17 protein-coding genes and 1 pseudogene are annotated in these 18,415 nt (G+C 72.3%); 4 read left to right on the forward strand and 14 right to left on the reverse strand.

Annotated elements, in window-relative coordinates; genetic code table 11:
• The first annotated feature begins 7 nt into the window (after window positions 1-7).
• Window positions 8-790, forward strand: coding sequence for a hypothetical protein (locus tag V8690_RS08425; RefSeq protein WP_338776972.1), 783 nt, complete (start codon window positions 8-10; stop codon window positions 788-790).
• Window positions 791-876: 86 nt separating this feature from the next.
• A complete protein-coding gene (locus V8690_RS08430; RefSeq protein ID WP_338776975.1) occupies window positions 877-1,266 on the forward strand; it encodes a hypothetical protein in 390 nt (129 codons plus the stop codon).
• A gap of 60 nt (window positions 1,267-1,326) precedes the next feature.
• Here V8690_RS08430 and der read toward each other — a convergent pair whose 3' ends face one another.
• The 5 genes from der to aroH all read right to left on the reverse strand — a co-directional run bounded on the left by der (window position 1,327) and on the right by aroH (window position 5,792).
• Entirely contained in the window at window positions 1,327-2,823 is a 1,497-nt protein-coding gene (gene der, locus V8690_RS08435; RefSeq protein WP_338776977.1) for a ribosome biogenesis GTPase Der, read from the reverse strand.
• A gap of 80 nt (window positions 2,824-2,903) precedes the next feature.
• Window positions 2,904-3,554: a lysophospholipid acyltransferase family protein gene (locus V8690_RS08440; protein ID WP_338776978.1), complete on the reverse strand. Its 651-nt coding sequence runs from the start codon at window positions 3,552-3,554 to the stop codon at window positions 2,904-2,906.
• Window positions 3,551-4,231, reverse strand: coding sequence for a (d)CMP kinase (gene cmk / locus V8690_RS08445; RefSeq protein WP_338776980.1), 681 nt, complete (start codon window positions 4,229-4,231; stop codon window positions 3,551-3,553). Before cmk ends, V8690_RS08440 begins: the two co-directional genes overlap by 4 nt.
• A 116-nt stretch (window positions 4,232-4,347) precedes the next feature.
• A complete protein-coding gene (locus tag V8690_RS08450; protein ID WP_338776982.1) occupies window positions 4,348-5,433 on the reverse strand; it encodes a prephenate dehydrogenase in 1,086 nt (361 codons plus the stop codon).
• Entirely contained in the window at window positions 5,430-5,792 is a 363-nt protein-coding gene (gene aroH, locus V8690_RS08455) for a chorismate mutase (RefSeq protein WP_338776984.1), read from the reverse strand. Before aroH ends, V8690_RS08450 begins: the two co-directional genes overlap by 4 nt.
• 188 nt (window positions 5,793-5,980) lie before the next feature.
• Here aroH and V8690_RS08460 point away from each other — a divergent pair.
• Together V8690_RS08460 and V8690_RS08465 are read left to right on the forward strand one after the other, a co-directional pair.
• A pseudogene (locus tag V8690_RS08460) lies at window positions 5,981-6,423 on the forward strand (Rieske (2Fe-2S) protein).
• 22 nt (window positions 6,424-6,445) lie between these two features.
• Complete coding sequence (locus tag V8690_RS08465) at window positions 6,446-7,138, forward strand: nucleotidyltransferase domain-containing protein (protein WP_338776986.1); 693 nt, start codon at window positions 6,446-6,448, stop codon at window positions 7,136-7,138.
• On the opposite strand, the gene V8690_RS08470 is transcribed toward V8690_RS08465, so the two are convergent.
• From V8690_RS08470 to V8690_RS08510, 9 genes are all read right to left on the reverse strand, one after another.
• Window positions 7,139-8,158 (reverse strand): ADP-ribosylglycohydrolase family protein, encoded by a 1,020-nt coding sequence (locus tag V8690_RS08470; RefSeq protein ID WP_338776988.1) that lies wholly within the window; start codon window positions 8,156-8,158, stop codon window positions 7,139-7,141.
• Between the two features lie 72 nt (window positions 8,159-8,230).
• On the reverse strand, window positions 8,231-9,292 hold the full coding sequence (locus V8690_RS08475; RefSeq protein WP_338776989.1) for a pseudouridine synthase: 1,062 nt from the start codon (window positions 9,290-9,292) through the stop codon (window positions 8,231-8,233).
• Complete coding sequence (scpB, locus tag V8690_RS08480) at window positions 9,292-9,981, reverse strand: SMC-Scp complex subunit ScpB (RefSeq protein WP_338776990.1); 690 nt, start codon at window positions 9,979-9,981, stop codon at window positions 9,292-9,294. The genes V8690_RS08475 and scpB overlap by 1 nt, the downstream gene beginning before the upstream one ends.
• Entirely contained in the window at window positions 9,978-11,015 is a 1,038-nt protein-coding gene (locus V8690_RS08485) for a segregation/condensation protein A (protein WP_338785287.1), read from the reverse strand. Before V8690_RS08485 ends, scpB begins: the two co-directional genes overlap by 4 nt.
• Window positions 11,016-11,465: 450 nt before the next feature.
• Complete coding sequence (locus tag V8690_RS08490; protein WP_338776992.1) at window positions 11,466-12,053, reverse strand: hypothetical protein; 588 nt, start codon at window positions 12,051-12,053, stop codon at window positions 11,466-11,468.
• Window positions 12,038-13,165 carry a ParA family protein gene (locus V8690_RS08495; protein ID WP_078651145.1) on the reverse strand — a complete coding sequence of 376 codons (1,128 nt, stop codon included), beginning with the start codon at window positions 13,163-13,165 and terminating at the stop codon, window positions 12,038-12,040. Before V8690_RS08495 ends, V8690_RS08490 begins: the two co-directional genes overlap by 16 nt.
• Before the next feature lie 412 nt (window positions 13,166-13,577).
• Entirely contained in the window at window positions 13,578-14,702 is a 1,125-nt protein-coding gene (gene ald, locus V8690_RS08500; protein ID WP_338776995.1) for an alanine dehydrogenase, read from the reverse strand.
• Window positions 14,703-14,838: 136 nt separating this feature from the next.
• Complete coding sequence (locus V8690_RS08505; RefSeq protein ID WP_338776997.1) at window positions 14,839-16,923, reverse strand: tetratricopeptide repeat protein; 2,085 nt, start codon at window positions 16,921-16,923, stop codon at window positions 14,839-14,841.
• A gap of 755 nt (window positions 16,924-17,678) precedes the next feature.
• The gene (locus V8690_RS08510; protein ID WP_338776999.1) at window positions 17,679-18,305 is read right to left on the reverse strand and encodes an NUDIX hydrolase; all 627 of its coding nucleotides are present in this window, start codon (window positions 18,303-18,305) and stop codon (window positions 17,679-17,681) included.
• Window positions 18,306-18,415 lie beyond the last annotated feature (110 nt).

Raw genomic sequence — 18,415 nt, forward strand, 5'->3', positions numbered from 1 at the left:
AGCCACCGTGCCGCGCATGCTCGACGTCAGCGACGAGGTACGCGCCGAGATCGGCGACGAAGAAGCCGACCGCCTGCTCACCGGAGAGACCGCCCCGGGCAGTTACGACTGCACGTCCTGCCGCACTCCCGGCGACTCCGAACAGGAGCGCACCAGCACCGTCCTGTTCATCGGGGACGAGACCGCCGTCCTCGCCTTCGCCCACGCCGGCTGCCTGCCCTCGCAGGTCGTCCAGGTCACCGAGGAGCAGCTCCGGGGCGCCGTGAAGTCCATCACCGGCGACACCGTCGACCTGGAGCCCGACAAGGTGGTGCCCGAGCAGGCGGTGCTCGGCGTGACCAGTGGGCTCGTGCTGATCGCCGGGGAGCTGCACCCGACCCTGGTGGTGGAGCCGACGGCACCCATCGCCCGGCCCGGCACCACGGGCTTCGGCGACGACTTCCTGCCGCTGCTCATCGAGCAGGGCTTCATGCCGCTGACCGAGCTGTCCGCCGTACCGCCCGTGCTGCACGGCTGGTCCGTGCTGCTCGCCGTGGGCCGGCTGCACGCGGTGCTCCAGCCCGGCAGCAACGGCGGCCAGCCGGTGGCCTGGTGGCAGGCGCACCAGCCGCTCCAAGTCACCGAGGGCTGGCGCGCGGCCGCCAACAAGCACCAGCAGGTGCTGATGTTCGCCGCGCCGGTCGGCTCGATCGGCCGCCAGCCGCGCGAGGACCTGCTGCGGGACGCGCTGGACAAGGCGGCGGCGACCGGAAAGCTGGTCGGCGCCACGCTGCCGCTGGCCGGCATCTGAGCAGCGCGTCACCCGCGCGGGCCGCACCCCCGCGAAAGCCGTACCCGGGACCGCATCCCTTGACCCGCGGGGTCGTTTGGACATACGTGCACGCATACGACGTTCCCCGCCGCCAGTCCTACTCGTCGATCCCCTCCGCACGCTCGGCTCAGGACTCCCAGGGCAGCCCATCGGCCACGCCGATCTACGACGCGCTCTACGCCGAGTACGTCAAGTCCTTCCGCGCACTTCCCGGCGACCGCAGCGGCGAGGAGAAATTCGGCTTCACCGCCTTCGGGAACATCCCGCACAGTACGGGCTCGTACGGCAGTTCGCACAGCAGCTCGTACAGTGCCTACAGCGCGGGTGCCCAGAGCGCCCGCCATGCCGCCGGACAGCAGCCGCAGTGGCAGCGCGTCGGGACCATCAGCTCGCACGGCACGGGGATGCACCACGTGCCGGCCGCACTGCCGCCGGGCCGTCGGAGCGGCGTCTGAAGCGAACACCGTACAGCGGAGGGGCGGCCCCGGCCGGAGCCGCCCCTCCGCTGTTTCGTGCTACTTCTTCTTCCCGCCGCGCTTCTCGCGCACCCGCACCGAAATGTGGATCGGCGTACCCTCGAAGCCGAACTCCTCGCGCAGGCGGCGCTCGATGAAGCGCCGGTAGCCCGCCTCGATGAAGCCGGAGGCGAACAGCACGAACCGCGGCGGCTTGGTGCCCGCCTGCGTGCCGAACAGGATGCGCGGCTGCTTGCCGCCCCGGATCGGGTGCGGATGGGCGGCGACCAGCTCGCCGAGGAACGCGTTCAGCCTGCCGGTCGGGACCCGGGTCTCCCAGCCAGCCAGGGCCGTCTCGATCGCCGGGACCAGCTTCTCCATGTGGCGGCCGGTGCGCGCCGAGACGTTGACGCGCGGGGCCCACGCCACCTGGCCCAGCTCGGTCTCGATCTCGCGCTCCAGGTAGTAGCGGCGCTCCTCGTCGAGGGTGTCCCACTTGTTGAAGGCCAGGACGACCGCACGGCCCGCCTCGACGGCCATGGTGACGATCCGCTGATCCTGCACCGAGATGGACTCGGAGGCGTCGATGAGGATGACCGCGACCTCCGCCTTCTCGACGGCGGCGGCGGTGCGCAGCGAGGCGTAGTAGTCGGCGCCCTGCTGGAGGTGGACGCGCTTGCGGATGCCCGCCGTGTCGACGAACTTCCAGGTGACACCGCCGAGTTCGATCAGCTCGTCGACCGGGTCGCGGGTGGTGCCCGCCAGCTCGTTGACGACGACGCGCTCCTCGCCCGCCACCTTGTTCAGCAGCGAGGACTTGCCCACGTTCGGGCGGCCGATCAGGGCGATGCGGCGGGGGCCACCGATGCCGCCCCCGCCGAACGTCTCGCGCGGCGCCTCCGGCAGCACCTCCAGGACCTGGTCGAGCATGTCGCCGGTGCCCCGGCCGTGCAGCGCCGAGACCGGGTACGGCTCCCCCAGACCCAGCGACCACAGATAGGCCGCGTCGGCCTCGCCGCTCGGGCCGTCCACCTTGTTGGCGCACAGCACGACCGGCTTGCCGGCCTTGCGCAGCAACCGGACGACGGCCTCGTCGGTGTCGGTCGCGCCGACTTTGGCGTCGACGACGAAGACGACCGCGTCGGCGGCCTCGATGGCGTACTCGGCCTGGGCAGCGACGGAGGCGTCGATGCCGAGGACGTCCTGCTCCCAGCCGCCGGTGTCGACGACCTTGAAGCGGCGGCCCGCCCACTCGGCCTCGTACGTCACACGGTCGCGGGTGACGCCCGGCTTGTCCTCGACGACGGCCTCGCGGCGGCCGATGATGCGGTTCACCAGGGTCGACTTGCCGACATTGGGGCGGCCGACCACGGCGAGGACGGGCAGCGGGCCGTGCCCGGCCGCCTCGATCGCGCCCTCGACGTCCTCGAGGTCGAAGCCCTCCTCCACGGCGAGCTCCATGAACTCCGCGTACTCGGCGTCGCCGAGCGCCCCGTGGTCGTGCTCGGGCGCGCCTTCGTACGCGTCCGAGCCGTCGGGCTGGGTCTGGTCGTTCATGAAGTCCGTACCTCGTCGTTCATCGTGGTGGTCGGTGGAGTACCCGCTGTCCCGCGGGCTGATCCACTACTCAGTGTTGCCTAGCGCCCGGTGAGGCGCCTGGCGTTTTCCAGGTGGGCGGCGAGCTGCTTCTGGATGCGCCCGGTCGCCTCGTCCAGCGCCGTGCGCGTACGGCGCCCGCTGCCGTCGCCCGCCTCGAAGGGTTCCCCGAAGACGACGTCGACACGGGACCGCAGCGGAGGCAGCCCCTTTATCAACCGTCCCCGCCTGTCGGAACTTCCCAGCACGGCGACCGGGACGATCGGGGCGCCGCTGCGTACCGCGAAGTACGCGAGCCCGGCGCGCAGCGAGGCGAAGTCGCCCTCGCCCCGGGTGCCCTCCGGGAAGATGCCGAGCACGCCGCCGTTCTCCAGCACGCCCAGCGCCCGGGTGATCGCCGTGCGGTCGGTGGTGCCGCGGTCCACCTTCAGCTGGCCGATGCCGGTCAGGAACGGGTCGAGCGGGCCGATGAACGCCTCCTTCTTGATCAGGAAGTGCGTCGGCCGGGGCGCCACACCCATGACCATCGGGCCGTCGATGGCGTGGGAGTGGTTGACGGCGAGGATCACCGGGCCGGTCGCGGGCACCTTCCAGGCACCGAGTACGCGCGGCTTCCACAGCCCGTACATCAGGCCGACGCCGATACGCCGCCCGACGTCGGCACCCCGCAGTGAAGGCAGCTGGTCGGTCACTTCCCGGCCCGCTTCTCCTCGACGAGGGTGACGACGCACTCGATGACCTGCGCCAGCGTGAGCTCCGTGGTGTCCACCTCGACCGCGTCGTCCGCCTTGGCGAGCGGCGAGGTCTTGCGGCTGGAGTCGGCCGCGTCCCGCTTGATCAGGGCCTCGCGGGTGGAGTGCACGTCGGCGCCCTTCAGCTCACCGCTGCGGCGGGCGGCACGCGCCTCCGGGGAGGCGGTGAGGAAGATCTTCAGGTCGGCGTCCGGCAGCACGGTCGTGCCGATGTCGCGGCCCTCCACCACGATGCCGGTGGCCGCGCATGCGGCGATCGAGCGCTGGAGCTCGGTGATCCGGACGCGCACCTCGGGCACCGCGCTGACGGCGCTGACCTTGGAGGAGACCTCCTGGGTGCGGATCGGGCCGGACACGTCGACGCCGTCGACGGTGATGGTGGGGCCCTGCGGGTCGGTGCCGGAGACGATCTCCGGTTTGCCGGCCGCGGCGGCGATCGCGGCGGGGTCGTCGATGTCGATGCCGTTGTTCACCATCCACCAGGTGATCGCCCGGTACTGGGCGCCGGTGTCCAGGTAGCTCAGTCCGAGCTGCGCCGCCACGGCCTTCGAGGTGCTCGACTTGCCCGTGCCGGCGGGGCCGTCGATGGCGACAATCACTGGCGTGGCGCTTTCCACTGTGGGGACCTTCCTGAACCGGGCTGGCGGGGGTGAGGGCGCGACGGCCCCGCACAAGGTTACTGGGTGCGGGTCACTCGTCCGGCCGCGCGTCGGTCAGCCACGTCCAGCATGCACTACTGCCGGATCGCCCAGCCCCGCTCCCGCAGCGCGGCACTCAGTACGGGTGCCGCCTTGGGCTCCACCATCAGCTGCACCAGACCGGCCTGCTGCCCGGTCGCGTGCTCGATGCGCACGTCCTCGATGTTGACGCCGGCCCGGCCCGCGTCCGCGAAGATCCGGGCCAGCTGTCCCGGCTGGTCGTCGATGAGCACGGCCACGACCTCGTAGGCCCGCGGGGCGGATCCGTGCTTGCCGGGGACGCGGATCTGCCCGGCGTTGCCGCGCCGCAGGACGTCCTCGACGCCGGTGGTGCCGTCACGGCGCTTGTCCTCGTCGGAGGACTGGAGGGCGCGCAGGGCCCGCACGGTCTCCTCCAGGTCGGCGGCGACGTCAGTGAGCAGGTCGGCGACCGGTCCGGGGTTCGCGGAGAGGATGTCGATCCACATCCGGGGGTCGGAGGCGGCGATCCGGGTCACGTCCCGGATGCCCTGCCCGCACAGCCGTACGGCGGCCTCCTCGGCGTGCTCCAGGCGCGCGGCGACCAGGCTGGAGACCAGGTGGGGCATGTGGGAGACGAGAGCGACGGCACGGTCGTGGGCGTCGGCGTCCATCACGACCGGCACGGCACGGCAGTGCGAGACCAGCTCCAGGGCGAGGTTCAGCACCTCGGTGTCGGTGTCCCTGGTCGGGGTGAGCACCCAGGGGCGGCCCTCGAAGAGCTCGCCGGTGGCGGCCAGCGGGCCGGACTTCTCCCGGCCGGACATCGGGTGCGAGCCGATGTACACGGACAGGTCGAGGCCGCGTGCCTCCAGCTCGCGGCGCGGCCCGCCCTTGACGCTGGCGACGTCGAGGTAGCCGCGCGCCACTCCGCGGCGCATGGCGTCGGCGAGCACGTCGGCCACGTGCGCGGGCGGGGCCGCGACGATCGCGAGGTCGACGGGCCCGTCCGGCGCCTCGTCCGTGCCGGCGCCGAGCGCGGCCGCCGTGCGGGCCTGCTCGGGGTCGTGGTCGGCGAGGTGCACGGTGACGCCCCGCTGGGACAGGGCCAGGGCGGCGGACGTGCCGATCAGCCCGGTTCCGATGACGAGTGCGGTCCTCACTGGGCGATGTCCTTGCGCAGGGCGCCCGCGGCGCCGAGGTAGACGTGCGCGATGTCGGCACGGGGCTTGTCGGACTCGATGTGCGCGAGGACGCGGACGACGCGCGGCATGGCGCCCTTGACGTCCAGTTCCTGGGCGCAGATCAGCGGCACGTCGACGATGCCGAGCTTGCGGGCGGCGGCCGCCGGGAAGTCGCTGTGCAGGTCGGGCGTGGCTGTGAACCAGATGCTGATCAGGTCCTCGGCGGTGAGGTCGTTGCGCTCCAGGATGGCCGTGAGCAGGGCTCCGACCTGCTCGTCCATGTGCCCGGCCTCGTCCCGTTCGAGTTGGACGGCGCCCCGGACCGCTCGTACCGCCACGGCGTTGCTCCTTGCTGACGTGCCTGTCGCTGCGTGTCGCTCTGCGTGTCAAGCCTAGTCAGCCCGCGCGGCCGGAGTGCGCGGCGCCCATCCGGTGAGACACCGGCATTGCAGCCCCTTGGGCGCTTTCGGTGCCAAGATGCAGATACTTCCGATTTACCCCTCTTCGGCACCTTCGGAGTGACGACATGACCTACGAGACCACACGCCGCACGGTTCTCCTCGCGACGGGCGCGACGGGCGCGGTGGCGTTCGTCGCGGCCTGCGGCGGGGGCGGCGACGACAACGGCTCCGCGTCGACGAGCTCACCCACCGGCGAGGAGACGGCCGGCCGGGGACGGCCGGTCAGGAACTGGCCTCCACGGACGAGATCCCCGTCGGCGGCGGAAAGATCTTCAAGGAGGAAGAAGTCGTGGTGACCCAGCCGGAGCAGGGCCGGTTCAAGGCCTTCTCGGCGATCTGCACCCACCAGCGCTGCACGGTGGCGTCCGTCTCCGACGGCACCATCAACTGCGTCTGTCACGGCAGCAAGTTCCGCATCGCCGACGGCTCGGTGGCCCACGGCCCGGCGACGCGGCCGCTGCCCGCCGAGAAGATCACCGTGGAGGGAAACTCGGTTCGCCTGACGTGAGGGCCCGCGTACGCTCCCGGGCATGCAGCCCGAGGCCCTGGTACGCGACCACACGATCTATGCCTGCGTGACGGGTTCGCGCGCCTTCGGGCTGGCGACGGACGACAGCGACACCGACCGCCGTGGCGTGTTCCTGGCTCCCACGCCTCTGTTCTGGCGCTTCGACAAGCCGCCGACGCATGTCGAGGGCCCGGCCGAGGAGCAGTTCAGCTGGGAGCTGGAACGCTTCTGCGAGCTGGCCCTGCGCGCCAACCCCAACATCCTGGAGTGCCTGCACTCCCCACTCGTGGAGTACGCCGACGACACCGGCCGCGAACTGCTCGCCCTGCGGGGGGCGTTCCTTTCCCGGCGGGTCCACGACACCTTCACGCGCTACGCGCACAGCCAGCGCCGCAAGCTGGAAGCGCACGTCCACAACCACGGCACCCCCCGCTGGAAACACGCCATGCACCTGCTCCGCCTGCTGACCAGCGCACGCGACCTGCTGCACACGGGCACGCTCACGGTCGACGTCGGCGACCATCGGGAGTCGCTGCTCGCGGTGAAGCGCGGCGAGGTGCCCTGGTCCGAAGTCGAGACGTGGATGACCCGCCTGGAGCGGGAGGCCGTGGAGGCCGCCCGCCGCAGCCCGCTCCCGGCCGCACCGGACCGGCGGCGCGTGGAGGACTTCCTCGCCCGCGCCCGCCGCGCCTCGGTCCTCGGGCCGAGGGCCTGATCAGGCGTCCCAGAGCGCCCCGAGGGTCAGCAGGTCGCTCCGGTACTCGATACGGTCGGCCCACTCGCCCGGCCAGACCTCGGCGCCCAGGTACGCGCCCGCGAAGGCGCCGGCCAGGCAGGCGATGGAATCCGAGTCGCCGACGGTGCAGGCGGCGCGGCGCAAGGCCGTGAGCGGCTCGTCGGCGAAGAGCAGGAAGCACAGCAGCCCGGTCGCCAGGGCCTCCTCCGCGATCCAGCCCTGGCCGGTGGCCAGGCACGGGTCGTCCTCGGGCGAGACGGTGCGCACGGCGTGCCGGAGCCGGTCGAGGATCGCCAGGCACTCGTCCCAGCCGCGCGCGATGAACTGCTCGGGGCTCGGGTCCTGGGCCCGGCGCCACAGGTCGCCGAGCCAGCGCTCGTGGTAGTGGCCGCGGTTCTCCAGGGCGTACGAGCGGAGCAGACCGATCAGCCCGGCCGGCTCGGCGCCCTGCGCGAGCAGCCGGACTGCGTGCGCGGTGAGGTCGGACGCGGCGAGCGCGGTGGGGTGCCCGTGGGTGAGGGCGGACTGCAACTGGGCTGCACCCGCGCGCTGTTCGTCGCTCAGGCCGGGGACCAGCCCCAGGGGCGCGACACGCATGTTGGCGCCACAGCCCTTGGAGTGGATCTGACTGGCGTCCTGCCAGGGGCGGTCCTCGTGCTCCAGCAGGGCGCAGGCCCGCAGACACGTGTTGCCGGGAGCGCGGTTGTTCTCCGGGGAGCGGTTCCAGGCGATGAACTCCCGCCGCACGGCGGCGGCCATCCCCTCGGGCTCGAGTACGCCCCGGTCCATCGCCGTCCGGATGCCCCGCCCGAGTGCCAGCGTCATCTGCGTGTCGTCGGTGACGAGCGCCGGTGTCGGCAGCTCCAGCCCCCGCCACGGACCGAACCTGGCGACGATCGTGGGCACGTCGCTGAACTCGGTCCGATACCCCAGCGCGTCCCCCAGGGCGAGGCCGGTCAGCGCTCCGGTGGCGGCTTGCTTGTAGACGAGCGTGGTCATGTCAGAAGTCCTTCCGTCCCCGCGCCCGGAAGGACACGGGGAACTCACGGCACCCGGGCTGTCCGCTCAAGCCTAGAGATCGACTTCCTGCATCAGCATGCCGACCTCCGTGTTGGACAGCCGCCGCAGCCAGCCGGACTTCTGGTCGCCGAGGGTGATCGGGCCGAAGGCCGTGCGGACCAGCTTGTCGACCGGGTAACCGGCCTCCGCGAGCATCCGCCGCACGATGTGCTTGCGGCCCTCGTGCAGGGTGACCTCGACGAGGTAGTTCTTGCCGGTCTGCTGGACGACCCGGAAGTGGTCCGCGCGCGCGTAGCCGTCCTCCAGCTGGATGCCGTCCTTGAGCTGCTTGCCCAGGTCGCGCGGGATCGGGCCGACGATGTGCGCGAGGTAGGTCTTCTTCACGCCGTACCTGGGGTGGGTCAACCGGTGGGCCAGCTCGCCGTGGTTGGTGAGCAGGATGACACCCTCGGTCTCGGTGTCGAGCCGGCCGACGTGGAAGAGCCGGGTTTCGCGGTTGGTGACGTAGTCGCCGAGGCACTGACGCCCCTCCGGGTCCTCCATGGTGGAGACGACCCCTGCGGGCTTGTTCAGCGCGAAGAACTGGTAGCTCTGCGTGGCGACGGTCAGACCGTCGACCTTGATCTCGTCCTTCTCCGGGTCGACCCGCCGCCCCTGCTCCAGCACGATCTCGCCGTTGACCTCGACCCGGGCCTCGTCGATCAGCTCCTCGCAGGCGCGCCGGGAGCCGAAGCCCGCGCGGGCGAGGACCTTCTGGATGCGCTCGCCCTCCTGCTCGGCGCCCGGGAAGGTCTTCGGCAGATTGACCTCCTTCTTCCCGGCGTACCGGTCGCGGTTGCGCTCCTCGATCTTCGCCTCGTACTCACGGGGGCGCGCCGGGGCCGTACGGCCGCCCTTCTGGGGCTGCTTGGGCCCGCCCTTGGCCCCGCCGCGCGCGGCGCCGCCGCGCCCGGCCTTGGGGCCGTCCTTGGTCGCTCCGGGGCCCACGTCGTAGCGGCGCTCCTCCGGGCGGGGCTTGCGGGGGCGGCCCTGCCCCTGCTTCTGGTCCCTGTCGTTGCCGGCGCCGCGGTGGTTACCGCGCCCGCCGCTCTTGCCGCTGCCGCTGCTTCGCATCAAAGTTCCGTCTGGTCGTCTTCGTCGTCGGTACCCGGGGTGACCGGGCGGCGGCCCGGCACGTCGTCATCAGGCGCGTCCGGGTCGAACGACGGTACGCCTTCCTGGGTCTCGGCCTCGATCGCCTCCGCCTCCGGGAGGAAGGGCGCGAGTTCCGGGAGCTCGTCCAGACCGCGCAGGCCCATCCGCTCCAGAAAGTAGTTCGTCGTCGTGTACAGGATCGCACCTGTTTCGGGTTCCGTGCCCGCCTCCTCGATCAGACCTCGCTGGAGGAGGGTGCGCATGACGCCGTCGCAGTTGACTCCGCGTACGGCGGAGACCCGGCTGCGGCTGACCGGCTGCCGGTAGGCGACGACGGCCAGGGTCTCCAGGGCGGCCTGGGTGAGGCGGGCCTGCTGGCCGTCCAGCACGAACCGCTCGACGGCGGGCGCGTACGCGGCGCGGGTGTAGAACCGCCAGCCGTTCGCCACGAACCGCAGTTCGAAACCGCGGCCCTGGACGGTGTACTCGTCGGCCAGCTCGCGCAGCGCGTCCGCGATCTGGCGCTTCGGCCGCTCCAGTATCTTCGCGAGGTGCTCCTCGGTCGCGGGCTCGTCCACGACCATGAGGACGGCCTCCAGGGCGGGCTTGAGATCGAGGTCGGCGACGGCACGCAGCCCGGCCGGGACCTCGGTGGCTTCCTGGCTCATGCCTTCTTCTCCTCCTTCGGCGGCTCGGGCGGCCGGTCGAACTCGTCGGTGACGGTCGGTGTCTCGTCCCCGTCCCCGCCGGTCCACCGCACGAGCAGTTCACCGAGCGCGGTCTCCTGCTCCAGCGCGACGGCCTTCTCGCGGTACAGCTCCAGCAGTGCGAGGAACCGGGCCACGACGGTCAGTGTGTCGTCGGTGTCCGCCACGAGCTCCCGGAAGCTGGCCTCGCCGAGCTCCCTGAGCCGTGCGACGACGATCCCGGCCTGCTCCTGCACGCTGACCAGCGGGGCGTGGATGTGGTCGACGTACACCTGCGGCTTGGGCTTGGGCTGCATCGCCTTCACGGCGAGCCTGGCGAACCCTTCCGCGCCGATGCTGATGACCACCTCGGGCAGCAGCTCGGCATGGTGGGGTTCGAGCCCGACGGTACGCGGATAGCGCCGGGCCTCGTCGTCGAGCCGCCCGCTGAAGATGTCGGCGATCTGCTTGTACGCGCGGTACTGGAGCAGCCGGGCGAACAGCAGGTCCCGGGCTTCGAGCAGCGCGAGGTCGGCCTCGTCCTCCACCTCGGCGGCGGGCAGCAGCCGTGCCGCCTTCAGATCGAGCAGCGTGGCCGCGACGACGAGGAACTCGGTCGTCTCATCCAGATCCCAGTCCGGCCCCATCGCCCGGATGTACGCCATGAACTCGTCGGTCACCTTCGACAGCGCGACCTCGGTGACGTCCAGCTTGTGCCGGGAGATCAACTGAAGCAGCAGATCGAAGGGCCCCTCGAAGTTGGCGAGCCGGACCTTGAAGACCCCGTCATCGCCGTCGGCACCGCCGGCCGGGGGCTGGTCGGTGCCCCCCGGCTCCCTCCGGTCCCGCGGGGCCCACGCTTCGGCCAGGGCCTGCGGAGGAACAGCCCCGGCTTCCGGCTCCGGAACGGCGACCCCGGCGTCGGCAGCGGCCCCGGGGTCGGAAGCGAGCGCCTCGTGCCGGGACCCGGTCCCGACGGACTCGGCGGCAGGGGCATCGGTCTCGGCCGCAACCACCGGCCCGGGGGCGGGGTGCTCACGCCCCGCCCCCGGACCGGCCTCGGGCCCAGGCCTGGACGCGTCGTCCACGTCCGGAGAAGCGCCCTCACGGCCCGCCCCGGGACCGGCAGGCCCGGCCGCACGCCCCAGTCGGGGCCTTACGGCCGCCGTCCCCGGCTCGACCCGTCGCTCCACACCGCCCGGCAACCCCTCGGCAACCACCGCATGCCCACCGACCGCCGCCTCCACGAACCCGACGCCCGACCCGGCGGCCTCCATCTCCTCGGAGGTCCCGCCCGCCTCGTCGGTGTCCTCGGGCAGCTCACCGGGCTCGGCCACGTCCGTCGGCTCAACCGGCGGAGCCACCCGCGGAGCCACCGGCCCGCGCCCCAGCGCGCGTCGGCGGCCGGACGGGCCGCCGACGGGCGGTGGGGAAGCGTTCGAGGTCATGGCCCCCGCAGGCTACCGCTACCGCCCGCGCAGCCGTCGTACGAGGATGCTGGCGTCCCCGCGGGTCTCCAGGTCGGCGAGGACCACGGCGACCGCCTCGCGGACGATACGGCCGCGGTCGACGGCCAGGCCGTGCTCGCCGCGGAGCACGAGACGGGCGTGCTCCAGGTCCATGAGCTCCTCGGCCGACACGTACACCGTGATCTTCTCGTCGTGCCGCTCACGGCCGCTGGGACGGCGTGCTGCGGCCCGCCCGCGCTTGCGCGGTGCCGCCGCGGCGGCTCCGGCCGCACCCGCGCCAGAACCTTCCTGCGCCGCCTGCCGCCGGGCGGAGCCGGAGCGGCTGCGGGACTCCCCGGCCTCGGCCGACTCCGCGTCCGCCGCGACATGCTCCGCGCCCTCGCCGTCACCGCCCTGCGCGGGCACCGACTGCGGCACGTCCTCCGCGGTCGCGCCCGCTGCCGCCACCGCGTCGCCCTCCCCCGCCGGAGCGGGCACCCGGGCGTCGCCGTTGGCCTGACGCCTGGGCGAGGACGGCTGAAGCCCCATCCCCCCTGTCGTACGGAAGAGTTCGTCGGCCCCCGGCAGACTCACTCGGCGTGACACCGGGCGAGCACCTCCCTGGCGAGCTGGCGGTAGGCGGCGGCACCGACGGAGTTGGAGGCGTACGTCGTGATCGGCTCACCGGCGACCGTGGTCTCCGGGAAGCGGACCGTGCGCCCGATGACCGTGTGGTAGACGTGGTCGTCGAACGCCTCGACGACACGCGCGAGCACCTCACGGCTGTGCACCGTGCGCGAGTCGTACATCGTGGCGAGGATCCCGTCGAGCTCCAGGTCGGGATTGAGCCGCTCCTGGACCTTCTCGATGGTCTCGGTCAGCAGGGCCACACCGCGCAGCGCGAAGAACTCGCACTCCAGCGGCACGATCACCTTGTGCGCGGCCGTCAGGGCGTTGACCGTGAGCAGGCCGAGCGAGGGCTGACAGTCGATGACGATGAAGTCGTAGTCGTCCAGCAGCGGCTTGAGGGCGCGCTGCAGGGTCGACTCGCGGGCGACCTCGGAGACCAGCTGGACCTCGGCCGCCGACAGGTCGATGTTGCTGGGCAGCAGGTCCATGTTGGGGACCGCCGTCTTCAGCAGCACCTCATCGGCCGCCATCCCCCGCTCCATGAGCAGGTTGTAGACGGTGAGGTCGAGTTCCATCGGGTTGACGCCGAGTCCGACCGACAGCGCGCCCTGGGGGTCGAAGTCCACGAGCAGGACCCGGCGTCCGTACTCCGCGAGCGCTGCACCCAGGTTGATGGTCGACGTGGTCTTGCCGACGCCGCCCTTCTGGTTGCACATCGCGATGATCTTCGCGGGTCCGTGGTCGGTCAGCGGGCCCGGGATCGGGAAGTACGGCAGCGGGCGCCCGGTCGGACCGATGCGCTCCCGGCGCTGTCTGGCAGCGTCGGGCGCGAGAGTGGCCGCGTACTCGGGGTCGGGCTCGTACTCCGCGTCGGGGTCGTAGAAGTGCCCCTCGGGCAGTTCGTCGTAGTCGGCGAAGTGGTTGTGGGGCGCGCCACTTCCGTCGCCGGCCATGGCGTTCACGTGATGGCCATCCATCTTCTGGTGTGCTGTGTGAGTCGCCTGCTGACTCTGGTGGGCTGCGAAGGTGCGCACAGCGACGGAGCCGACAGCCTCGAACCCCGCGGAGCCCTGGCCCCGTGCAGGCATTCCTGGTTGACCACCCCCGGGAGTAAATGTCGACTCATTCACAAGTCGTCTTACCTCCTTGGTGACCAGGAAACTTCTAGACAGGTCAGCGTGGCACCATGCCGACGGTTGGCGACTCTATGGCGTGTCGGGCGTCCGCAGCAACACAATCCGCCGGACCCGGCCCGATGTGTCGGCAATGAAACATCCCGCTGTCAAGGGCGTACGGCCGTCGCACGGCAGGTTTCACCGGTGTGCGAATCGGTTGAAGGGTTACGTTCGAGGCGAGTTGCCCGAGAATCGCGAAGTGACCATACACACATCCGGCCGGGCCTTGTCGGGCAAGGTCCGGCCGGGTGCGCTGCATTGACGACCTGTGTTGACGTATCGCCTTTACGGGTCGGTGACTTGGCCGACTTACCGGTCTGCGGGCTCAGCCGAGCAGCGATGACAGCTCGACGTGCTCCACGTCGTGCGCCTCGGCGACCTCCTTGTAAACGACCTTGCCGTCATGGGTGTTGAGCCCCTTGGCCAGTGCCGGGTCGCGGCGCAGCGCGTCCGCCCAGCCGTGGTCGGCGAGTTCCACGATGTAGGGCAGCGTGGCGTTGGTCAGCGCGTAGGTGGAGGTGTTCGGCACCGCGCCGGGCATGTTGGCGACGCAGTAGAAGACCGAGTTGTGGACCTGGAAGGTCGGCTCGGCGTGGGTGGTCGGACGGGAGTCCTCGAAGCAGCCGCCCTGGTCGATCGCGATGTCGACAAGGACACTTCCGGGCTTCATCCGCGAGACGAGCTCGTTGGTGACCAGCTTGGGGGCCTTGGCGCCGGGGACCAGCACCGCGCCGATGACCAGGTCGGCCTCCAGGCAGGCCTTCTCCAGCTCGAGGGCATTGGAGACGACGGTCTGGATCTTCGTGCCGAAGATCTTGTCCGCCTCGCGGAGCTTGTTGACGTCCTTGTCGAGCAGGGTCACGTGGAAGCCCAGGCCGATGGCGATCTGCGCCGCCTGCCAGCCGGAGACGCCGCCGCCGATGACGACGGCCCGGCCGGCCGGCACGCCGGGGACGCCGCCGGGCAGCACGCCGCGGCCGCCATTGGCGCGCATCAGGTGGTAGGCGCCGACCTGCGGGGCCAGCCGGCCCGCGACCTCGGACATCGGGGCGAGCAGCGGCAGCGCGCGGCCGGGCAGCTCGACCGTCTCGTAGGCGATCGCCGTGGTGCCGGACTCCAGCAGGGCGTCCGTGCACTCCTTGGAGGCGGCCAGGTGCAGGTAGGTGAAGAGCGTCTGGTCCTTGCGGAGGCGGTGGTACTCCTCGGCGATGGGCTCCTTGACCTTCAGCAGCAGGTCGGCGGTGGCCCACACCTCGTCGGCGGTGCCCAGGATCCGGGCGCCGGCGGCGACGTACTCCTCGTCCGTGATCGAGGAGCCGACGCCGGCGCCGCGCTCGATGACGACCTGGTGACCATGGCGCACCAGCTCGTGCACGCCGGCGGGGGTGATGGCCACCCGGAACTCGTTGTTCTTGACCTCGCGGGGGATGCCGACCTTCACGTCGATCACGGTCCTTGGCTCAGAGGGTATGGGCGCATTACTAGACATACCCGGGCACGCACGGGCACACCGGGAGAGACCGCAGGAGAACGTGCGGCAGAGCCAGTCTAATGAAGGCGTTCCCGCTGTCTAGCCTTTCAATCCATCAATCTTCAGCGGAGGCACTACGGATTTCGCAGGCGTCAGGTTCCGGTTTCAGCTGTGAGTCGCCGATGGAGTCCCCCACCGGCTCCTCCTGGTCCTCCTGGTGCTCGCCGAGGAGCCGCTCGACGGCGCCCCGGTGCAGCCGGGCCGACGCGGGGTCGCCGAGGTGCTCGAGGGTGTCGGCGACCCGCAGATGCAGCGCTGCCTGCAACCGCGTGTCCTCGGCCCGCCGCGCCCACTCCACGGCCTCCCGGCAGGTGCGCAGCGACTCCTCGGGCAGGCCCGCGTACTCCTGGACCCGCGCCAACTCGCTCAGCGCCCGGGCCTGGGCGGCCACGTCGCCGTTCTTCCGGTGCCCGGCGATCGCCGCGCGCCAGTTCCGCAGGGCCTCGCCGTAGCGGCCCGCGTAGGTGTGGGCGGCGGCGATCCGCCCGTACAGCCGGGCGGCGTCGGCGCGCTCGTCCCGGGCGAGCCGCTCGACCAGGGCCCGGCCGAACCAGTCGGCGGCCCGGTCGAAGTCGCCGAGCTCCAGATGCGCACCGCCTACGGATTCCATCGCGCGGCCGGTCGCATACGGATCGTTCACCTCGCGTCCGGCATCCAGCGCGGCCCGGTAGCGGGCCAGCGCGTCGGCCGTGCGGCCGGTCCGGGCGTCGAGGTCGCCGAGGTTCAGCAGGGCGGCGGCCCGCTCGCGGGGCAGGTTCCGGCGCTCGGCCACGTCGAGGACCAGGCTGTGGATGCCGTACAGGTCGGGCGCCGCCGCCTGGGTGCCGACATGCGCCACCATGGCCCGCACCAGCTGGGACATCAGCCGCCGGGCCAGGGTGTCCAGCTGCCCGTCGGCGACCGCGAGCCGGGCCGAGGCCAGCAGGGCGGGCCGGGTCACGCGCAGCCAGTCGGCGGCCGCCCGGGGCGTGGGAAAGCGCAGGGCACGCGGCATGTCGAGGAGCTTCTGGCGGGCCTGGGGGCTGTCGGTCTCGGTGATCGCCCGGCAGGCCTGGAGCAGTCGTACGGTCCGCTCCAGCATGCGGGCGCGGGCCAGCTGGAGCTCGGCCGGGCGCTCGTGGTGCTCGGCGAGGACGCGGAGCCGGTCGTGCAGACAGCCCGGCACCTCGTACTGCGGCAGCGGCGAGTCCACGGCGTGCAGGAAGCCGAGGGCGACGAAGTCGTCCAGGGTGGTGCGGGCGCCGGCGACCGAGCAGCCGGCGAGCGCGGAGGCGGTCTGCGGGTCGACGAGCCCGGCCGGGGCGAGGGCGAGCAGGCGCAGCATCCGGGCGGCGGTGGCGGGCAGGGCGGCGTAGGCGAGGCGGAAGACCCGGTTCAGCGGGGTTCCCTCGGCGTCTTCGGCGCGCAGTTGCTTGGCGAGGTCGGAGACGGCCGCCTGGGGGCGGGCGGCGAGCCAGCCGCCCGCCAGCATCAGCGCGGCCGGCTGCCCCTGGCACTCCTCGGCGAGGCCCTCGGCGGCCCGGGGGTCGACGGTGATGCGGACCGAGCCGGTGTGCCGGGACAGCAGCTCCACCCCGGACTTGGCGTCCAGGCCGCCCAGGGTGCACGGGCGGACGTCCGAGATGCCGGTCAGCGGGCCCTCGGAGACCGCGACGACCAGACAGTCCGGGGTGTCGGGCAGCAGGGCGTCGACCTGCTCGGCGTCGGCCGCGTCGTCCAGCAGGAGCAGGACCCGGCGGTCGGCCAGGGCGGTACGCAGGGCGTCGGTGAGGTCGTCTTCACAGGCGCCGGCCGGGGCCTCCCGGTCCAGGGCGGCGAGCAGGTCGCGGGCGGTGCGCTCGACCGGAACGGGGGTGCCGTCGGGGTCACTCAGACGGGCGCGCAGGACCCCGTCCGGGTAACGGTCCGCGACCTGCCGTGCGAGTTCCTCGGCGAGTGCGGTGCGCCCCGAGCCGGGCCGGCCGGCGATGAGCAGCACGCGCGCGCGTGGCGGTTTGCGGCCGGCGAGGGTGTCGAGGCCGGCGCGCTCGATGTCGGCGCGCAGTTCCTTCAACTCCCGTGTGCGGCCCAGGAATCGGCTCTCCCCGGAAGCGCGTCCGGTCAGCCGCACGTCGCCTGTCTCCACGACCTGATCCGTCACGGGCCACACTCCCGTCCCACCACACGCACAAGCCCGCCGGGACTCCGGTCCGGGCGTGAACAGAGCCTAGTTCACGCTCTGCAACGCCCCGGCCGGAGCACGACGGGCACGGCGGGCACATCCCCCGATCGGATCAGCCGATCTTCACACCACGACCGGAACCGGCTCACAGGCTCGTGCCTCTGGGCGACCTGGGCATCCGCGCGAGCGAAGCGGTGAGCTTGGGGGTGGACCAGCGGCGCCCGTCGCGCCGGGCGCCGCAACGCCCGCCGCAGGCGCGAGAGCCGCTGAGGCGCCAGGGCAGGTCACGCGGGCAGCGAGTCCGGCGGGCCGGATCCGCACCCGGCCGGATCGGCCCGGCCATGGGTCGCCGCCCCGCCCGAATCCACCACCCGGCCACGGGCCACCGCCCGGCCAGGATCGGCCGCCCAGCCACGGGCCACCGCCCGGCCATGGGCTACCGCCCGCCCGAATCCACCACCCGGCCACGGGCCACCGCCCGGCCAGGATCGGCCGCCCAGCCATGGGCCACCGCCCGGCCATGGGCTACCGCCCGCCCGAATCCACCACCCAGCCACGGGCCACCGCCCGGCCATGGGCTACCGCCCGCCCGAATCCACCACCCAGCCACGGGCCACCGCCCGGCCATGGGCTACCGCCCGCCCGAATCCACCACCCAGCCACGGCCACTGCCCGGCCAGGATCGGCCGCCCGGCCCCCGGCCACCGCCCGGATCCGGCCCACCCCCGGAGGGTTCATGCCTCGAACGGACGCGCCGGCCACGGTGCCTGGGCCGAGCGCAGGGCGTCCAGGCCGTCGCCGGCGCGGGCGGCGACCAGGGAGAGGACGCCCACGACGAGGCAGTTGTTGTGGAGCTCCCCGGCCAGGACGCCCCGGACGAGGTCCTCGACTGGCACCCGGTCGAGTTCCATGTCGGCCTCTTCCTCCTCGACCGCGAAGCGCTCGCCCTCGGCCTCGGACAGATCGCGGGCGAGGAAGATCCGGACGGCCTCGTCGCAGCCGCCGGGGGTGGTGTAGACGTCGGTCAGCACCCGCCAGTCCTCGGCCTTGACGTGCGCCTCCTCGTACAGCTCGCGCTGCGCGGCGTGCAGCGGGTTCTCGCCGGGGACGTCGAGCAGACCCGCCGGGATCTCCCACAGCTTGTGGCGCACGGGGTGGCGGTACTGCCGCAGGACCAGGACGCGGTCGGCCTCGTCGAGGGCGAGGACCGCCACGGAGCCGGGGTGGACCTGGTAGTCGCGGCCGACCACGGTGCCGTCGGGCATGACCACGTCGTCGGTGCGGACGGAGGTCTTGTTGCCCACGAAGGGGGTGTCCGTCGCCCGGATCTCCCACTCCTCCGGGGTGTCCTTGATCGTCATGCCTGTCCTTCCAGGTGCCCGGCACGACTTCACGTGCCAGGGCCCGACGTGCCGAAAAGAAACCGGGGTGCACACCCTTTGAAGGGATGCACCCCGGCCACCGTACAACT

Source organism: Streptomyces sp. DG1A-41, assembly GCF_037055355.1.
Classification (GTDB): domain Bacteria; phylum Actinomycetota; class Actinomycetes; order Streptomycetales; family Streptomycetaceae; genus Streptomyces.